Origin of the sequence: Streptomyces kronopolitis, assembly GCF_050953795.1 — a bacterium.
GTDB lineage: Bacteria > Actinomycetota > Actinomycetes > Streptomycetales > Streptomycetaceae > Streptomyces > Streptomyces kronopolitis_A.
Window position 1 is genome coordinate 2,725,891 of record NZ_CP191850.1, and the last position, 16,306, is coordinate 2,742,196.

Below are 16,306 nucleotides of genomic sequence, written 5' to 3' on the forward strand. Positions count from 1 at the left end.
TTACCAGCGGTTACCAGGATCCCGGTCATGACGACGGTGCCGGCTCCTTCCCCCTCCCTGCCCCGCTTCCCCCGTGACTTCGTGTGGGGGGTGTCGACATCCGCCGCGCAGATCGAGGGGGCGGTGGCGGAGGACGGGCGGGGAAAGTCCGCGTGGGACGCGTTCGCGGCGGAGCCCGGGCGGATCAAGGACGGGTCCGATCCGCGGGTGGCCACCGATCACTACCACCGCTACCGCGAGGACGTGGCACTGCTGCGGGGGCTCGGGGTCGGCGCGTACCGGTTCTCCGTGGCGTGGCCCCGGGTGATGCCGGACGGGAGCGGGGCCGTCAACACGGCGGGGCTGGACTTCTACGACCGGCTGGTGGACGAGCTGCTGGCGGCGGGGATCGCGCCCGTGCCGACGCTGTTCCACTGGGACACCCCGCAGGCACTGGAGGAGGCCGGCGGCTGGCTCATACGGGAGACGGCCGAGCGCTTCGCGGCGTACGCCGAGGTGGTGGCGGGGCGGCTCGGGGACCGGGTGACGCGCTGGATCACCCTCAACGAGCCGGCCGAAGTGACGCTGCTGGGCTACGGGTTGGGCCAGCACGCACCGGGCCGGCAGCTGCTGTTCGAGGCGCTGCCGGCGGCGCACCACCAGCTGCTGGGACACGGGCTGGCGGTCCAGGCGCTGCGGGCCCGGGGGGCGGGGAACATCGGGATCGCCCATTCGCACGGGCCGACCTGGCCGGCGAGTGCGGCGGAGGCCGACACCGCGGCCGCCGACCTCTACGACCTGCTGCTCAACCGGCTGTTCGCGGAGCCGGTGCTGCTCGGGAGGTATCCGGACGAGGAACTGGCCGGGCTGCTGCCGGGCCCGGTCGCCGAGGATCTGCGGATCATCTCGGAGCCGCTGGACTGGTACGGGATCAACTACTACCAGCCGACGCTGGTCGGGGCCCCGGCGGCGGAGGGGTCCGGGCCGGCCGCCTTCGGCGGGATCCTACTGCCGCCCGAGCTGCCCTTCGCCCCCCGAGAGATCGAGGGGTATCCGCGGACCGACTTCGGGTGGCCGGTGGTCCCGGAGGCGCTGACCGAGCTGCTGGTGTCGTTCCGGGAGCGGTACGGGGACCGGCTGCCGCCCGTCGTGATCACCGAGAACGGGTGCGCGTACGAGGGGACCGGCGACGCCGAGCGGATCACGTTCCTGGACGGGCATCTGCGCGCGCTGCACGCGGCCATGGAGGCCGGGGTGGAGGTCCACGGGTACTTCGTCTGGTCACTGCTGGACAACTTCGAGTGGGCGGAGGGCTATGCCCGGCGGTTCGGGCTGGTGCATGTGGACTACGCGACCCTGGAGCGGACGCCGAAGGCCTCGTACCGCTGGCTGCGGGACGCCCTGCGGGAGCAGGCCCGGGGGTGAACACGCCGGCGTGCGGTCGGTGGCGGCGGGATCTTTTCCCCGATCCGGGCGGACAACCGGCAAGGGAAGCAGTCGAGTTGAGCTGTGGGGCCGGGACGCTCAGTATGCGTTAAGTACGCCCTCATAGCTCTTAAATGTCCCTATATTTCACTTTCCTTGTGGTTGCCGCCGAGGACCCTCGGCGGCGCAATCGGCAAGGGAGAACTGACATGTACTGGAAGCACCTGGTCACCGGCGCGGCGATAGCGGCCATCAGCACGCTCGGCGTGGGATCCGCGCAGGCCGCCAGCGGCCCGCCGGCGAAGGCGGGCGGGGTCGCCACGGGCAAGACCAGCGGCACGACGGTCACGCCGACCACGACCGGCAGCACGCACACCACGACCGGCCGTACGGACACGACGGCCAAGACCGGCACCACGACGAAGAACACCGAGGCCGGGACCACGGTCAAGAACACCAAGGCCGGCACGACGACCAAGAGCACCAAGGCCGGCGCGACGCACACCGCCACGAAGGCGGGCACCACCGTCAAGGTCGGCACCGGCACGAAGGTGGGCAAGACCACGAAGGCGGCCACCACCGCCGAGGTCGGCACGACCACCAAGGCGGACGCCACCGCTACCTCGGCCACGCCCCAGCGGGCCGCCACGAAGGCGCCTACGCACCCGGCGGGCTAGCCCGGCCGTTCCCCTTCCGCACGGTTCGCCGGATGTCCGGTGGGCCGTGCGGCGGGCTTTTCGGGCCGGCGGACAGCGTTCGGCGCGCGCCGGAGCCCGAGCGGCTCAGAAACCCAGCTTGCGCAGCTGCTTGGGGTCGCGCTGCCAGTCCTTGGCCACCTTGACGTGCAGATCGAGGAAGACCGGCGTGCCCAGCAGCGCCTCGATGTGCTTGCGGGACTTGGTGCCGACCTCCTTCAGGCGCTTGCCCTTGGGGCCGATGATGATCCCCTTCTGGCTGGGGCGCTCGATGTAGACGTTGGCGTGGATGTCCAGGAGCGGCTTGTCGGCGGGGCGGTCCTCGCGCGGCAGCATCTCCTCCACGACGACGGCGATGGAGTGCGGCAGCTCGTCGCGCACGCCCTCCAGCGCGGCCTCGCGGATCAGCTCGGCGACCATGACCTGCTCGGGCTCGTCGGTGAGGTCGCCCTCGGGGTAGAGCGGCGGGCTCTCGGGGAGCATCGGGACGAGCAGGTCCGCGAGGAGCGACACCTGGGTGTCGCCCACGGCGGAGACCGGGATGATCTCGGCCCACTCGATGCCCAGCTCGGTGCCGAGCTGGTCGATGGCGATCAGCTGGGCGGCCAGCGCCTTGGAGTCGACCAGGTCGGTCTTGGTGACGATGGCGACCTTGGGGGTCTTCTTGATGCCGGCCAGCTCGGCGGCGATGTAGCGGTCACCGGGGCCGATCTTCTGGTCGGCGGGCAGGCAGAAGCCGATCACGTCGACCTCGGACCAGGTGGTGCGGACCACGTCGTTCAGCCGCTCACCGAGCAGGGTGCGCGGCTTGTGCAGCCCCGGGGTGTCGACGAGGACCAGCTGGGCCTCGGGACGGTGCACGATGCCGCGCACGGTGTGCCGGGTGGTCTGCGGGCGGTTGGAGGTGATGGCCACCTTCGTGCCGACGAGAGCGTTCGTCAGGGTGGACTTGCCCGCGTTGGGGCGACCGACGAAGCAGGCGAAGCCCGCGCGGTGCGCGGCGGAGGACTCTGTACGAACGCTCATGGCGCCCATTCTCCCCGATCCCGGGCTCGGCTCCGACCACCCGGCCCCGGGCACCCGGCGGGGCGGCCCTCCGTGCCGGCGGGCCGCCCGCCGCGGTCGCCGCCGCCCGGGCGGCTCAGGCCTGCGGCTCGCCCGCCGGGACGGTGCCGCGCAGGGTGCCGTCGGGGCCGGCGACCAGGACGGGCGTCGCGGGGCCGCCGAGGTCGCGTACGGCCGCGCGGTCCGCGTCGGCGGCGTGCTCGGCGTCGGTGACCACGGCCGCGGCCTCCAGCGACGTGGCGCCGCTGGCGACGGCCATGGCGACGGCCGTCTGCAGCGCACTGAGCCGGAGCGAGTCCAGGGCGACGGTGCCGGCGACGTAGGTGCGGCCGGTCTCGTCGCGGACGGCCGCGCCCTCGGGCACGCCGTTGCGGGCCCGCGCCGAGCGCGCGAGCGTGATGATCTTGCGGTCTTCGGGGTCCAGGGCTGCGGCATCGCTCATACCGGCGAGCATATGCGGGACGGCGGACAGCGGGCGGCGCGGGCCCTTGCCTCCCCCGGCGCCGCGGGGCGGACCGGGATCCGCAGCAGGGCGGTCTCGAAGAGCAGGGCGCCGACGAGCGGATGCGCCAGCTCCTTGTGCAGCGTGCCACCGTCCCGGACGCGTCGGCGCGCGCCCACGGCTCGGTGAACTCCGCACAGGCCGCGGAGACCTCCCGGACGACCGCCTCAAAGCCCTCGTCGCCCGGGCGGACCGCACACGCGACACGGAACTGGGCCACGAACAGGGGGCGTTGACCTCCCAGCCGGTCGCGGTGGTCGCGCTGCTGGTCGCCGCCGGTCCGCGGACGGCACGTGCGCCCCGGCGCGGCTGACGGAAAGGGTGGTTGCCCCGGTCCCCCGTGGCCGGGGCAACCCACTTGGCAAGATTTCTCTTACGCAATACCCAAGGCGGCACGTTCCGCAGCCGCATAAAGATCCTTCCACGGCGCAGCACACGGAATCCAGCGTCCGGGGACATGGCTTGCAGAACATCTGCGGTGCACTGGAGATAAGGAACCGGCGGCGATCGGGCGGCGGGAATCGTCTCCCCCGCCGAACGGGGAAGTCGCCGGAGCAAAAGCCATCAGCGGGAAAGCCGTTACGGGAAATGCACCGCCGGGAAAGCGGCAGTGCGTTCCCCGTCCGCTCAGCCGGCGGTCCGGCCGCCCGTCCACGACTCCGGGGAGGCGCTCGCCCCCTCCGGCCGCACCGGCTCGCACAGCACCGTGATGATCTTGTTGCGGCGTCCGGAGGGCGCCTCGGCGGTCAGCCGGAGCGCCTTGAGGCCGGGGTCGGAGGCGTCGTCGGAGAGGTCGACCTCGACGGTGGCACCCGCGATCGGGACCCGGCCCAGGAGCTTGGCGAGCAGTCCGCCGACCGTCTCCACGTCCTCGTCGTCCAGTTCGGCGAGGCCGTACAGCTCGCCGAGGTCGCCGATGTCCAGCCGGGAGGTGACGCGGTAGCGGCCGTCGCCGAGGTCCTCGACGGGCGGCAGCTCACGGTCGTATTCATCGGTGATCTCGCCGACGATCTCCTCCAGAATGTCCTCGATGGTGACGATGCCGGCCGTGCCGCCGTATTCGTCGATGACCACCGCGACGTGATTGCGGTCCTGCTGCATTTCGCGCAGCAGATCACCGGCGTTCTTCGTGTCGGGGACGAATACGGCGGGGCGCATGGCCGTGGACACCAGCTCGTTCTCTGCGTCGCGGCTGATGTGGACCTTGCGGGCGAGGTCCTTGAGGTAGACGACGCCGACGATGTCGTCCTCGTTCTCGCCGGTCACCGGGATCCGGGAGAAGCCGGAGCGCAGGGCGAGGGTCAGCGCCTGACGGATGGTCTTGAAGCGCTCGACGGCGATCAGATCCGTCCGGGGCACCATCACCTCCCGCACGAGGGTGTCGCCGAGCTGGAAGACCGAGTGCACCATCCGGCGCTCCTCGTCCTCGATCAGCGACTCCTTCTCGGCGAGGTCGACCAGCGAGCGCAGCTCGGCCTCGGAGGCGAACGGGCCCTTGCGGAAGCCCTTGCCGGGGGTGAGGGCGTTGCCGAGGAGGATCAGCAGCTGCGGGATCGGGCCCATGACGCGGGCCAGCGGCAGCAGGACGTACGCGGCGGCGGTCGCGGTGTTCAGGGGGTGCTGGCGGCCGATGGTCCGCGGGGAGACCCCGACGGCGACGTAGGAGACCAGCACCATCACGCCCATGGCGACGGCCAGCGCCTGCCAGGTCTCCTCGAAGGAGCGCAGGCAGGCGTAGGTGACCAGCACACCCGCGGCCATCTCGCAGCCGACGCGCACCAGCAGCGCGACATTGAGGTAGCGGGTGGGGTCGGCGGCGACGGCGGCGAGCTTCGCGCTGCCCCGGCGCCCGGAGCGGACGGCCTCCTCGGCGCGGAAGCTGGTCGTACGGGCCAGGCCGGCCTCCGCGCAGGCGGCGAGCCAGGCGATCACGACGAGCAGGACCGCGACCGCGATCAGCTGGGTGGTCATCGGGTGTCCCGTCAGGTCACGGTGGGGGCCGGCGAGGGGCCGGTCAGGCCCTGCTCGGCGCGCCAGCCGTCGATGATCGCCGCCTGGAGGCCGAACATCTCGGCCTTCTCGTCCGGCTCCTCGTGATCGTAGCCGAGGAGGTGGAGCACGCCGTGGACGGTGAGCAGCTGGAGCTCCTCGTCCATGCTGTGCCCCGTGGGGGCCTCCTCGCCCTGCTTCTTGGCGACCTCCGGGCACAGCACGATGTCACCGAGGAGTCCCTGCGGGGGCTCCTCGTCGTCCTTGGCCGGCGGACGCAGCTCGTCCATCGGGAAGGACATCACATCGGTGGGTCCGGGGAGGTCCATCCACTGGAGGTGGAGCTGCTCCATGGCCTCGGCGTCCACGACGATGACGGACAGCTCGGAGAGCGGGTGGATGCGCATCCTGGCGACGGCGAAGCGGGCGACGTCCAGGATGGCCTGCTCGTCGATGTCCGTGCCGGACTCGTTGTTGACGTCGATGGACATGAGGGTGGTGCTTCTCGCTTCTCGGTGCGTGCCCGGTGGTGGGTCGGTGGTGCGTCGGTGGGGCGCGGCGCCGGCCGGGGTCACCGGCCGGCGGGCTCACTGGCCGTTGCGGCTGTCGTACTTCTCGTAGGCGTCGACGATACGGCCGACCAGCTTGTGCCGGACCACGTCCTTACTGGTGAGCAGGGAGAAGTGCACATCGTCGACGCCGTCCAGGATCTCCCGGACCTGGCGCAGACCGCTCTTCGTGCCGCCCGGGAGGTCGACCTGGGTGACATCGCCGGTGATGACGATCTTCGATTCGAAGCCGAGGCGGGTGAGGAACATCTTCATCTGCTCGGGGTTCGTGTTCTGCGCCTCGTCGAGGATGATGAACGCGTCGTTGAGCGTCCTGCCGCGCATGTACGCCAGCGGGGCGACCTCGATCGTGCCCGCGGCCATCAGGCGCGGGATGGAGTCGGGGTCGAGCATGTCGTGCAGCGCGTCGTAGAGCGGGCGCAGATACGGGTCGATCTTCTCGTAGAGGGTGCCCGGCAGGAAGCCGAGCCGCTCGCCGGCCTCGACCGCGGGGCGGGTCAGGATGATCCGGTTGACCTGCTTGGCCTGCAGCGCCTGCACGGCCTTGGCCATGGCCAGGTAGGTCTTGCCGGTGCCGGCCGGGCCGATGCCGAAGACGACGGTGTGCGTGTCGATGGCGTCGACATAGCGCTTCTGGTTCAGGGTCTTGGGGCGGATCGTGCGGCCCCGGTTGGAGAGGATGTTCTGGGTGAGCACCTCGGCGGGTGTCTCGCTGTCGGCGCCCTCACCGTCCTCGGCCGCACGCAGCATGGCGATGGAGCGCTCCACCGCGTCCTCCGTCATGGGCTGGCCGGTGCGGAGCACCAGCATCATCTCGTCGAAGAGGCGCTGGACGAGAGCGACCTCCCGGGCGTCACCGACCGCGCTGACCTCGTTGCCCCGGACGTGGATGTCGGTCGCCGGGAAGGCTTCTTCGATCACGCGCAGAAGGGAGTCTCCGGAGCCCAGGACCGTGACCATGGGGTGCTTGGCCGGGACGGTGAACTGGGCGCGCGCCTGCGGTTGTGTGGGTGTTTGAGTCATAAGGCGGCCCGGTGGCCTGCTCAACCCCCATCCTTTGCTCGTAAGAGGTGCCTGCCGGCACCGGCTCCTTGGGATACAAGAGTACGACGGGGCACCGACAGCCCCGAGGGCTTTTCCCGCCGGACGGAGCAGCGGGGCCCGCCGCGAGGCGGCGCCGGGAGCGCCCGGGGCCCGTCCCGGCGGCGGCTCAGGCCGGGCGGCGGAAGCCCAGCGTCGGCAGCGCGCGGGCCAGCGGGGCCGGCCGGTAGGCCGCGGGCAGCACCTCGTCCAGGAAGCCGTACTGGCGGCACAGCGCACCCGGTGTGCCCGCCGCGTCCGTCCCGTACCCCCGCACCTGCTGCCACCAGGCGGCGATCTCGGCCCAGCCCGGCGCGGACAGCGAGCCGCCGAATTCCTGCACGGACAGCGCGGCGCTCAGCCCCGCGAAGGCGAGCCGGTCGGTGAGCGGCCAGTCGGCGAGCGTACCGGTGACGAAGCCGGCGACGAAGACGTCCCCGGCGCCGGTCGTATCCAGCGCCTCCACGTCGATGGCGGGGACCTCGGCGCTCTCGCCGCTGCGCCCGTCCACCGCGTAGGCGCCCTCCGCGCCCAGGGTGACCACCGCGAGCGGGACCAGGTCGGCGAGCTTGCGGGCGGCGGCGCGCGGGCAGTCCGTGCGGGTGTAGCGCATCGCCTCCTCGGCGTTGGGCAGGAACGCCTCGCAGTGTTCGAGGTCGGCGAGGTCGGCGGGGTCCCAGCGGCCGCTGTCGTCCCAGCCCACGTCGGCGAAGATGCGGCTGCCGCGGCCCGCGGCGCAGCCCAGCCAGCCCTCCCGGCGGCCCGGCACCAGCGAGGCGACGCAGGCCCGGGTCGGCGGCGGGCAGCCCGGGGCGTGCTTGCCGTCGAAGGCGAAGTCGGGCGGCGGCGCCTCGTGGCCGTGCGAGACCATCGTGCGCTCGCCCTCGTACGCCATGGAGACGGTCACCGGGGAGTGCCAGCCGGGGACCGTGCGGGACAGCGCCAGGTCGATCCCTTCGCCCTGTTCGAGCGCCTCCCAGCAGTATTCGCCGTAGTGGTCGTCGCCGAAGGCGGCGGCGAGTGAGGTGCGCAGGCCGAGCCGGGCCAGCGCGGTGGCCATGTTGGCGACGCCCCCGGGGCTGGAGCCCATGCCGCGTGCCCAGGACTCGGTACCGCGGACGGGGGCGGAATCCAGACCGGTGAAGATGATGTCCAGGAAGACCGTGCCGGTGAGGTAGACATCGGTGTGCGGATCGCCGTCGGCGCGCACACCGGCCAGCGGATCGAGGCTCGGTGGCACCGCGGCCGGGCCCGCGGTCGGAAGGTCATCGCGTCGGCTGCTCACCGTGCTCTCCCCTCTCGTTTCTGCACGTGCCGCCAGTGTGCCTGATGCTGCGGTACGTTCCGCCCCATGAGGCTGACGATTCTCGGCGGGGGCGGCTTCCGGGTGCCGCTGGTCTACCGCGCCCTGCTGGACGACCCGGCACCCGCCGTCTCCGAGGTGGTGCTGCACGACACCGACCCGCACCGGGTGGCGGTGATCGCCCAGGTGCTGGCACGGCTGGCGCAGGGGCATCCGGCGCCCGTTCCCGTCCGGGTCGCGGAGAGTCTGGACGAGGCGCTGGCCGGCGCCGCCTTCGTCTTCTCGGCGATCCGGGTGGGCGGTACGGCGGGGCGGATCCGGGACGAGCGGATCCCGCTGTCCGAGGGGGTGCTCGGCCAGGAGACGGTGGGCGCGGGCGGTGTCCTCTACGGGCTGCGGACGGTCCCGGTGGCGCTGCACATCGCGGAGCGGGTCGCGGCGCTCGCCCCGGGGGCGTGGGTCATCAACTTCACCAACCCCGCGGGCACGGTCACCGAGGCGATGTCGCAGGTGCTGGGCGACCGGGTCATCGGGATCTGCGATTCGCCGATCGGGCTGGTGCGCCGGGCGGCGCGGGCGGCGGGGACGGACCCGGCGGCCCTCGCGGATCCGGCCCGGGCCGGCTACGACTACGTGGGCCTCAACCACCTCGGCTGGCTGCGGTCGTTGACGCTGGACGGCGCCGAGCTGCTGCCGGGGCTGCTGGCCGACGACGCCGCGCTGGGGTCCTTCGAGGAGGGCCGGCTGTTCGGCGGGGAGTGGCTGCGGACCCTGGGCGCCCTGCCCAACGAGTACCTGCACTACTACTACTTCCGCCGCGAGACCCTCGACTCCGTACGGGACACCCGGGAGACCCGCGGCGAGTTCCTCGACCAGCAGCAGGGCGGCTTCTTCACGCGGGCCGCGGCGGCCGACGGCCCCGACGGGGCCTACCGGCTGTGGGAGCGGACCCGGCTGGAGCGCGAGGAGACGTACATGGCGCACAGCCGGGAGGCCTCCGGCGGCTGGCAGCGCGACAGCCACGACCTGGAGGGCGGCGGCTACGACCGGGTGGCGCTGGCGCTGATGCACGCCCTCCTCGGCGACAGCGGCACCCGGCTGATCCTCAACGTCCGCAACGGGACGACGGTGCCGCAGCTGGCGCCGGACGCGATCGTGGAGACGGTGTGCGAGGTGAGCGCGAAGGGCGCGCGGCCCCTGCCCACCGCGCCGCTGCGCGAGGACCAACTGGGGCTGATGCTCCAGCTCAAGGCGGTGGAACGGGCGACCGTGGAGGCGGCCACCTTCAAGGACCGCGGCGCCGCGCTGCGGGCGCTGGCACTGCACCCGCTGGTCGACTCCCCCGCGGTGGCCGCCCGCATCCTGGAACGGGCGGCCGGGGAGGGGTGACGGGGGCGGGACCAGGCGTCGGAGAGGGAGCACGGAAAAGGGATCGTCAATTACGGGTTGACGCCACTCGATCGTCAACTTAATCTTGACGCATGAGCCCACTCGACATCAGCCTCGCCGACCTGATCGCCCGGCTCGACGAGGATCTCCCCGGCGCCGGCGATCTGGCCCGGATCAGTGAGGCGCGGCTGCGCGCCCAGACCCTGTCCGACCTCGGTGACCAGCTCATCGACCACTACGTCAGCAAGGCCAAGAAGAGCGGCGCCTCGTGGACCGAGATCGGCGACGCCATCGGGGTCTCCAAGCAGGCCGCCCAGCAACGCCACGCACCCGGCCCCTTCGAGCGCTACACCCACCTGAACCGGCACAGCATCGTGCTGGCGCAGGAGGCCGCCCGCACGCACAAGCACGACTTCATCGGCACCGAACACCTGCTGCTCGGCCTGCTCGGCGAAGCGCACGGCCTGGCATACCAGGTACTGCTCGCGAAGACCGCGTCGGAGCAGCGCATCCGCGACGCGATCGAGGATGCGCTGCCGCCGGCCGGGGAGAAGGCCCTGCGGGGCCACATCGCCTTCCGGCCGGAGAGCAAGGAGGCCATCGAGCAGGCACGCCGCGCGTCGGACGACCTCGGCCACGACTGGGTCGGCACCGAACACACCCTGCTGGGCCTGCTCCGCACCGAGGAGAGCCCGGCCGCGCGGATCCTGCGCGGCCTCGGCTTCACCCCGGACGAACTGCGCGAGACGATCAGGACCGAGACGGCCCAGCGGCACGCCGCGGGCGACGAGCGATAACCGTCGCCCGTCACCGCGCAGGACCGGTCCCGCGCGGTGAGGGACGGCCGCGCACGACGGCCCGCGCCGAAACCGCCGGTCAGTGCCCCCGCTTGAGCCACTCCTCCAGGTGCGGGGCCTCGTCCCCGATCGTGGTCGGGTCGCCGTGCCCGGTGCGGACCTGCGTGTGCGCGGGCAGGGTCAGCAGCCGGTCGCGGATCGAGGCGACGATGGTCGGGAAGTCGGAGAAGGACCGGCCGGTGGCGCCGGGGCCGCCATGGAAGAGGGTGTCTCCGGTGAAGACGGTGCCCAGCTCGGGGGCGTGGAGGCAGACCGCGCCGGGCGCGTGCCCCGGGGTGTGCAGCACGGTCAGGTCCGTCCCGGCGATGGTCAGCACCTGGCCGTCCGCCAGCTCCGCGTCCGGTGCGGTGTCCGGGTGGGTCATCTTCCACAACGGCAGATCGGCGGGGTGCAGATGGATCCGCGCGCCCGTGCGGGAGGCCAGGGCCGGGGCGGCGTCGATGTGGTCGTTGTGCCCGTGGGTGCAGATGATCGCGCGCAGCGTCCGGCCGCCGAGGGCTTCGAGGATGGCGTCGGCGTCGTGGGCGGCGTCGATGACGATCGCCTCGTCGTCGTCGCCGACGATCCAGACGTTGTTGTCGACGTCCCAGGTGCCGCCGTCGAGCGAGAAGGTTCCGGAGGTGACCAGGTGGTCGATGCGGGCCGCCATCAGAGCGCCACCACCGAACGCAGGACGTCGCCCGCCTGCATCCGCGCGAAGGCCTGCTCCACGTCCTCGATGCCGATGGTCTCGCTGACGAAGGCGCCGAGGTCGATGCGGCCCTGCTGGTGGAGGTCGATCAGCATCGGGAAGTCCCGGGAGGGCAGACAGTCGCCGTACCAGGAGGACTTGAGGGCGCCGCCGCGGCCGAAGACGTCCAGCAGCGGGAGCTCCAGGGTCATGTCCGGGGTGGGGACGCCGACCAGGACGACGGTTCCGGCCAGGTCGCGGGCGTAGAAGGCCTGCCGGTAGGTCTCGGGGCGGCCCACCGCGTCGATGACGACGTCCGCGCCGAAGCCGCCGGTCAGCCCGCGGACCGCCTCGACCGGGTCGTCGGTGCGGGAGTTGACCGTGTGGGTGGCGCCCATGGAGCGCGCGGTCTCCAGCTTGCGGTCGTCGATGTCCACCGCGATGATCCGGGCGGCCCCGGCCAGCCGCGCGCCCACCACGGCCGCGTCGCCGACGCCGCCGCAGCCGATGACCGCGACCGAGTCGCCGCGCCCGACGTTGCCGGTGTTGATCGCCGCGCCGATGCCCGCCATCACCCCGCAGCCCAGCAGCCCCGCCACGGCGGGCGAGGCCCCGGGGTCGACCTTGGTGCACTGTCCGGCGGCGACCAGGGTCTTGTCGGCGAAGGCGCCGATGCCCAGCGCCGGGCTCAGCTCCGTGCCGTCCTTGAGGGTCATCTTCTGGCGGGCGTTGTGGGTGTCGAAGCAGTACTGGGGGCGGCCGCGCTTGCAGGCCCGGCACTGGCCGCACACCGCACGCCAGTTGAGGACGACGAAATCTCCGGGCGCCACGTCGGTGACCCCGTCGCCGACCGACTCCACCACGCCGGACGCCTCGTGCCCGAGCAGGAACGGGAAGTCGTCGTTGATGCCGCCCTGCTTGTAGTGCAGATCGGTGTGGCACACCCCGCACGCCTGGATCTTCACCACGGCCTCGCCGGGGCCCGGGTCCGGGACCAGGATCGTCTCCAGCCGGACCGGTTCGTTCTTCCCCGGCGCGATCACGCCGCGCACTTCCTGTGCCATCGGGACAGCCCCTTTCAAAGATCACGTACGGGACCACTGTGGCGCACCGCCACCGATCCGTGCCTCACCGTACGCGCGGCGGGCCCGCGCGCACAGGACCTCGGCCGGGTCCGTGATCAGCCCGCCGGCCGGGCCCTTCACCGGCGGCGCCACCGCCTCCGCACGCCCGGTCGCGCGCCCGCCGCCCCCCGGGGGTGCCCCACGGCCGTCAACTCCCGTTGTACGCCCAGCCTTTACCAACCGTTGAATCTTCGCGCGTAGATACCGATGTGAGGCTCTGTTAGACCTACTGGAGCCGACCCATGGGTCCGCTCATGACAATTCTGAGGAGCCGCGCATGCCCCGCCCCACCCGTTTCCGCACCGCCCTGACCCGCAGGGCCCGCCTCGGTGCCGCGACGGTCGCCGCCCTGGTCACCGGCACCGCCGCGTTCGGCATCGGCCAGGCCTCCGCCGAACACTCCGTGCCGCGCACCGACAAGGAGATCCCCAACCTCACGCAGGTGCAGGACAAGATCAAGGCGTACTACGGCGACACGGTGACGGCGGACGGACAGCACTACGCCTCCCCGCGCAGCAACTACGCACGGCAGGTCCACGGCATCGAGGCCAAGGCCCGCGCCTACCTCACCAAGGCCCTCGACCGCCACGGGCGCACCGGCGGCAGGGCGAAGCCGGCCATCGTGCTCGACATCGACGACACGACCCTGCTCACCTACAACTACGAGCTGCAGGTCGGCTTCCACTTCACCCCGGAAAGCCAGGACACGTACCTGCAGAGCACCGACATGGACCCGGTCTTCGGGATGAACCGGCTGGTCAACTGGGCGCACGACAAGGGCGCCGAGGTCTTCTTCCTCACCGGCCGCAAGGAGGCGCAGCGCGACTGGAGCGTGCGCAACCTGAAGAACGTCGGCTACGGGGAGACGCTGGATCGCCGGCACGTGTACCTGAAGGACACCGAGCACCCGCCGGCCTACCTGCCGTGCGGCGCCACCTGCACCACCGTCGAGTACAAGTCGGGCACCCGCAAGCACATCGAGTCCCTCGGCTACCACATCGTGGCCAACTTCGGTGACCAGTACAGCGATCTGAACGGCGGCGCCGCGGAGCGCACCTTCAAGCTGCCGAACCCGATGTACTTCCTGCCGTGACGAGGACTCCGGCCCGCGCCCGGGCGGGGCGGGCCGGAGCGACGTGCGGTACGGCGGCCCGCGCCGTGCGCGGGCCGCCGTACCGCCTAGGCGTCCCGCGTGGTCAGCGCCGCTTGGGCAGCGGTACCCGCAAGAGGTCCTGGGCGATGGTCAGTTCGCCGGTGAAGCCCGCCGCCCGGGCCTGCCGTTCGAACTCCGAGGGGTCGGAGTAGCGCTGCGAGAAGTGCGTCAGCACCAGATGCCGCACCCCGGCCCGCACGGCCACCCCCGCGGCCTGCCCGGCGGTCAGATGGCCGTGCTCCACGGCCAGCTCGGTGTCCTCGTCGAGGAACGTCGACTCGATGACCAGCATGTCGACGCCCTCGGCGAGCACATGGACGCCCTCGCACAGCCGGGTGTCCATGACGAAGGCGAACCGCTGGCCGCGCCGCCGCTCGCTCACCTCGTCGAGGGTGACGCCGTTCAGCTCGCCGCGCCGCAGCAGCAGCCCGACGTCCGGCCCGCCGATCCCGTGGGCCGCCAGCCGCTCCGGCAGCATCCGGCGGGCGTCCGGCTCCACGAGGCGGTAGCCGTAGGACTCGACCGGATGCGAGAGGCGGTGCGCCTGAAGGGCGTAGGACGGCGTGCGGTCCAGCTCGCCGTCGGCGCTCACCGGCCGCTGCTCCAGGCGTACCGTCTCCCGGTAGGCGGTGGCGTACCGCAGCCGGTCGAAGAACCGCTCCCCGCTGGCCGGGTAGTGGGCGGTGACCGGATGCGGCACCCGGTCGAGGTTGATCCGCTGGATCACCCCGGCCAGGCCCAGCGAGTGGTCACCGTGGAAGTGCGTGATGCAGATCCGGTTCAGGTCGTGGGCGGCGACCCCGGCGCGCAGCATCTGCCGCTGGGTTCCCTCTCCGGGGTCGAAGAGCAGCCCCTGACCGTCCCACCGCAGCAGATAGCCGTTGTGGTTGCGGTGCCGGGTGGGGACCTGGCTGGCGGTCCCCAGGACGACCAGTTCGCGTACGGACAAGTCGGCCCCGTCAGACCAGACGCTGGAGGTCGCGGCCGCCCAGCAGATGCGCGTGGGCGTGGAAGACGGTCTGGCCGGCGCCGGGGCCGGTGTTGAACACGATGCGGTAGCCGGTCTCGTCGACCTTCTCCGCGGCGGCCACCAGACCCGCCTGGTGCAGCACGTCGCCGGCGACGGCCGGTTCCGCTGCGGCCAGTTCCAGGGCGTTCGCGTAGTGCACCTTGGGGATCACCAGGATGTGCGTCGGGGCCTGGGGGTTGATGTCGCGGAACGCGACGGTGGTCTCGGTCTCCCGGACGATGGTCGCCGGCACCTCCCCCGCCACGATCTTGCAGAACAGGCAATCGGCCTGCGGTTCTCCCGCCACCGGTGACTCCTCCCAGCTCGTCCCCGCGCGCACGGTGCGTACGGGCCTCGGATGCTACCGGGCGGCGTCCACGGGGCGCGGCAAGGGCCGGGGCGGAGACGGGCGGGGTGGTCCGCGCACCCATCGGAGGGCGGTATTCCGGGCCCTCCGCGGCGTCCGGCCCGCGGCTCACTAAGCTGGGCCGGGACATCGCTTTCGCCCACAACCGGGAGTTTTGCACCATGGCAACCACGCGCACCGCCAAGACCCACTGGGAAGGCAACCTCCTGGAGGGCAAGGGCACCGTCGCCCTGGAGTCCTCCAAGGTCGGTACGTACGACGTGAACTGGCCCGCCCGCGCGGAGCAGCCGGGCGGCGTCACCAGCCCCGAGGAGCTGATCGCGGCGGCCCACTCCTCCTGCTACTCCATGGCCTTCTCGCACGGCCTGGCGGGCAAGGGTTACACCGTCGCGGCCCTCGACACCCAGGCCGACGTCACCTTCCAGCCCGGTGAGGGCATCACCGCCATCGCCCTGACCGTCAGGGCCAGCGTCCCCGGCCTCTCGGAGGAGGAGTTCCAGGCGGCGGCGCAGGACGCCAAGGCCAACTGCCCGGTGAGCCAGGCACTGGCGGGCGTCAAGAACATCACGCTCTCGGCCGAGCTGGTCTGACCGGGCGCCGGCCGGTCCGGCGCCCTTCGGGTGAACGGCGGTGCGCCGGCGGACTCGTGAGGTCCGCGGCGCACCGCTGTGCGTTCACGCTTGCCGGCCCGCGAGGGGCGGGGTCACTCGCCGTCCGGTGCCCGCCCGGCGGCGAGACTGCGGGCCTCCCGCCGGGCCGCATGGCGCTCCCTGCGGTTGCCGATCCGGGCCCACTGCTGCCGCTCCCTGACGTGCGAGCGCTTCTTGCCGCCCGCGCAGCAGCCGCGGCCGATGAGCATCAGGATCGTTTCCTGCCAGCGGCAGCGGGTGTCCGTGTCCTCCCGCGTCGGGTGCGGCGGCAGGTCGCAGGGGCCGTAACGGTGATCATGGATCGGCCGGGGGCGGTGCTCCGCGTAGCGCACCCACGGCGGCTTCGTCCTGTCCGTACGGGACATCTCGTTCCTTCCGGAACCGCCGCCCGGACTCCCGGACTTTCCGGGCGGACGGCCAGGTTCGGAATCGCATCGCGAGACGCTCCTTCCTTCGGCCGGGGCACCGCGTCGGACCGAC

The 16,306-nt window shown here is 72.2% G+C and carries 18 protein-coding genes and 1 pseudogene; 6 read left to right on the forward strand and 13 right to left on the reverse strand.

Annotated features, from left to right (window positions below):
* Nucleotides 1-27 precede the first annotated feature (27 nt).
* Together ACQP17_RS11900 and ACQP17_RS11905 are read left to right on the forward strand one after the other, a co-directional pair.
* Nucleotides 28-1,404, forward strand: a complete 1,377-nt coding sequence (locus ACQP17_RS11900; RefSeq protein ID WP_433856249.1) for a GH1 family beta-glucosidase — start codon at nucleotides 28-30, stop codon at nucleotides 1,402-1,404.
* Nucleotides 1,405-1,613: 209 nt separating this feature from the next.
* Entirely contained in the window at nucleotides 1,614-2,081 is a 468-nt protein-coding gene (locus ACQP17_RS11905; RefSeq protein WP_433856250.1) for a hypothetical protein, read from the forward strand.
* A gap of 105 nt (nucleotides 2,082-2,186) precedes the next feature.
* Here the strand turns inward: ACQP17_RS11905 and era are convergent, their stop codons facing one another.
* The 8 genes and pseudogenes from era to ACQP17_RS11945 all read right to left on the reverse strand — a co-directional run bounded on the left by era (nucleotide 2,187) and on the right by ACQP17_RS11945 (nucleotide 8,589).
* Nucleotides 2,187-3,134 carry a GTPase Era gene (era, locus tag ACQP17_RS11910; RefSeq protein ID WP_372509238.1) on the reverse strand — a complete coding sequence of 316 codons (948 nt, stop codon included), beginning with the start codon at nucleotides 3,132-3,134 and terminating at the stop codon, nucleotides 2,187-2,189.
* A 106-nt stretch (nucleotides 3,135-3,240) separates the two neighbouring features.
* Entirely contained in the window at nucleotides 3,241-3,618 is a 378-nt protein-coding gene (locus tag ACQP17_RS11915; protein WP_433856251.1) for a cytidine deaminase, read from the reverse strand.
* On the reverse strand, nucleotides 3,603-3,785 hold the full coding sequence (locus ACQP17_RS11920; protein ID WP_433856252.1) for a hypothetical protein: 183 nt from the start codon (nucleotides 3,783-3,785) through the stop codon (nucleotides 3,603-3,605). The genes ACQP17_RS11915 and ACQP17_RS11920 overlap by 16 nt, the downstream gene beginning before the upstream one ends.
* Nucleotides 3,786-3,811: 26 nt before the next feature.
* Nucleotides 3,812-4,024 (reverse strand): annotated as a pseudogene (locus ACQP17_RS11925) (hypothetical protein); the annotation flags it as partial.
* 269 nt (nucleotides 4,025-4,293) lie between these two features.
* Nucleotides 4,294-5,637 carry a hemolysin family protein gene (locus tag ACQP17_RS11930; protein ID WP_433856253.1) on the reverse strand — a complete coding sequence of 448 codons (1,344 nt, stop codon included), beginning with the start codon at nucleotides 5,635-5,637 and terminating at the stop codon, nucleotides 4,294-4,296.
* Nucleotides 5,638-5,648: 11 nt separating this feature from the next.
* Nucleotides 5,649-6,146, reverse strand: a complete 498-nt coding sequence (ybeY, locus tag ACQP17_RS11935) for an rRNA maturation RNase YbeY (protein WP_249637482.1) — start codon at nucleotides 6,144-6,146, stop codon at nucleotides 5,649-5,651.
* Between the two features lie 96 nt (nucleotides 6,147-6,242).
* Nucleotides 6,243-7,247, reverse strand: a complete 1,005-nt coding sequence (locus tag ACQP17_RS11940) for a PhoH family protein (RefSeq protein ID WP_364883839.1) — start codon at nucleotides 7,245-7,247, stop codon at nucleotides 6,243-6,245.
* Between the two features lie 187 nt (nucleotides 7,248-7,434).
* A complete protein-coding gene (locus tag ACQP17_RS11945) occupies nucleotides 7,435-8,589 on the reverse strand; it encodes a carbohydrate kinase family protein (protein ID WP_433856254.1) in 1,155 nt (384 codons plus the stop codon).
* A gap of 66 nt (nucleotides 8,590-8,655) precedes the next feature.
* Here ACQP17_RS11945 and ACQP17_RS11950 point away from each other — a divergent pair, with 66 nt between their 5' ends.
* Both ACQP17_RS11950 and ACQP17_RS11955 read left to right on the forward strand, forming a co-directional pair.
* Entirely contained in the window at nucleotides 8,656-9,996 is a 1,341-nt protein-coding gene (locus ACQP17_RS11950) for a 6-phospho-beta-glucosidase (protein WP_433856255.1), read from the forward strand.
* A 92-nt stretch (nucleotides 9,997-10,088) separates the two neighbouring features.
* Nucleotides 10,089-10,793: a Clp protease N-terminal domain-containing protein gene (locus ACQP17_RS11955; RefSeq protein WP_433856256.1), complete on the forward strand. Its 705-nt coding sequence runs from the start codon at nucleotides 10,089-10,091 to the stop codon at nucleotides 10,791-10,793.
* A gap of 79 nt (nucleotides 10,794-10,872) precedes the next feature.
* On the opposite strand, the gene ACQP17_RS11960 is transcribed toward ACQP17_RS11955, so the two are convergent.
* Nucleotides 10,873-11,502 (reverse strand): MBL fold metallo-hydrolase, encoded by a 630-nt coding sequence (locus ACQP17_RS11960; RefSeq protein ID WP_433856257.1) that lies wholly within the window; start codon nucleotides 11,500-11,502, stop codon nucleotides 10,873-10,875.
* A complete protein-coding gene (locus tag ACQP17_RS11965; protein WP_433856258.1) occupies nucleotides 11,502-12,587 on the reverse strand; it encodes an S-(hydroxymethyl)mycothiol dehydrogenase in 1,086 nt (361 codons plus the stop codon). Before ACQP17_RS11965 ends, ACQP17_RS11960 begins: the two co-directional genes overlap by 1 nt.
* 337 nt (nucleotides 12,588-12,924) lie before the next feature.
* On the opposite strand from ACQP17_RS11965, the gene ACQP17_RS11970 reads away from it, so the two are divergent.
* Nucleotides 12,925-13,740 (forward strand): HAD family acid phosphatase, encoded by an 816-nt coding sequence (locus ACQP17_RS11970; protein ID WP_433856259.1) that lies wholly within the window; start codon nucleotides 12,925-12,927, stop codon nucleotides 13,738-13,740.
* 103 nt (nucleotides 13,741-13,843) lie between these two features.
* Here the strand turns inward: ACQP17_RS11970 and ACQP17_RS11975 are convergent, their stop codons facing one another.
* Entirely contained in the window at nucleotides 13,844-14,749 is a 906-nt protein-coding gene (locus tag ACQP17_RS11975) for a ribonuclease Z (protein ID WP_433856260.1), read from the reverse strand.
* A gap of 10 nt (nucleotides 14,750-14,759) precedes the next feature.
* On the reverse strand, nucleotides 14,760-15,116 hold the full coding sequence (locus ACQP17_RS11980) for a histidine triad nucleotide-binding protein (RefSeq protein ID WP_364883822.1): 357 nt from the start codon (nucleotides 15,114-15,116) through the stop codon (nucleotides 14,760-14,762).
* A gap of 221 nt (nucleotides 15,117-15,337) precedes the next feature.
* Between ACQP17_RS11980 and ACQP17_RS11985 the strand changes: the two genes are divergently transcribed.
* On the forward strand, nucleotides 15,338-15,766 hold the full coding sequence (locus ACQP17_RS11985; RefSeq protein WP_433856261.1) for an OsmC family protein: 429 nt from the start codon (nucleotides 15,338-15,340) through the stop codon (nucleotides 15,764-15,766).
* A 113-nt stretch (nucleotides 15,767-15,879) separates the two neighbouring features.
* Here the strand turns inward: ACQP17_RS11985 and ACQP17_RS11990 are convergent, their stop codons facing one another.
* The gene (locus ACQP17_RS11990; protein WP_433856262.1) at nucleotides 15,880-16,191 is read right to left on the reverse strand and encodes a hypothetical protein; all 312 of its coding nucleotides are present in this window, start codon (nucleotides 16,189-16,191) and stop codon (nucleotides 15,880-15,882) included.
* Nucleotides 16,192-16,306 lie beyond the last annotated feature (115 nt).

What these genes read in the sequence shown, in the direction of transcription:
- ACQP17_RS11915 (WP_433856251.1), bottom strand. Translation starts at nt 3,618, where the DNA reads ATGCTCGCCGGTATGAGCGATGCCGCAGCCCTGGACCCCGAAGACCGC.
- ACQP17_RS11905 (WP_433856250.1), top strand. Translation starts at nt 1,614, where the DNA reads ATGTACTGGAAGCACCTGGTCACCGGCGCGGCGATAGCGGCCATCAGC.
- ACQP17_RS11970 (WP_433856259.1), top strand. Translation starts at nt 12,925, where the DNA reads ATGCCCCGCCCCACCCGTTTCCGCACCGCCCTGACCCGCAGGGCCCGC.
- ACQP17_RS11985 (WP_433856261.1), top strand. Translation starts at nt 15,338, where the DNA reads ATGGCAACCACGCGCACCGCCAAGACCCACTGGGAAGGCAACCTCCTG.
- ACQP17_RS11930 (WP_433856253.1), bottom strand. Translation starts at nt 5,637, where the DNA reads ATGACCACCCAGCTGATCGCGGTCGCGGTCCTGCTCGTCGTGATCGCC.
- ACQP17_RS11940 (WP_364883839.1), bottom strand. Translation starts at nt 7,247, where the DNA reads ATGACTCAAACACCCACACAACCGCAGGCGCGCGCCCAGTTCACCGTC.
- ACQP17_RS11965 (WP_433856258.1), bottom strand. Translation starts at nt 12,587, where the DNA reads ATGGCACAGGAAGTGCGCGGCGTGATCGCGCCGGGGAAGAACGAACCG.
- ACQP17_RS11960 (WP_433856257.1), bottom strand. Translation starts at nt 11,502, where the DNA reads ATGGCGGCCCGCATCGACCACCTGGTCACCTCCGGAACCTTCTCGCTC.
- ybeY (WP_249637482.1), bottom strand. Translation starts at nt 6,146, where the DNA reads ATGTCCATCGACGTCAACAACGAGTCCGGCACGGACATCGACGAGCAG.
- ACQP17_RS11950 (WP_433856255.1), top strand. Translation starts at nt 8,656, where the DNA reads ATGAGGCTGACGATTCTCGGCGGGGGCGGCTTCCGGGTGCCGCTGGTC.
- ACQP17_RS11990 (WP_433856262.1), bottom strand. Translation starts at nt 16,191, where the DNA reads ATGTCCCGTACGGACAGGACGAAGCCGCCGTGGGTGCGCTACGCGGAG.
- era (WP_372509238.1), bottom strand. Translation starts at nt 3,134, where the DNA reads ATGGGCGCCATGAGCGTTCGTACAGAGTCCTCCGCCGCGCACCGCGCG.
- ACQP17_RS11900 (WP_433856249.1), top strand. Translation starts at nt 28, where the DNA reads ATGACGACGGTGCCGGCTCCTTCCCCCTCCCTGCCCCGCTTCCCCCGT.
- ACQP17_RS11955 (WP_433856256.1), top strand. Translation starts at nt 10,089, where the DNA reads ATGAGCCCACTCGACATCAGCCTCGCCGACCTGATCGCCCGGCTCGAC.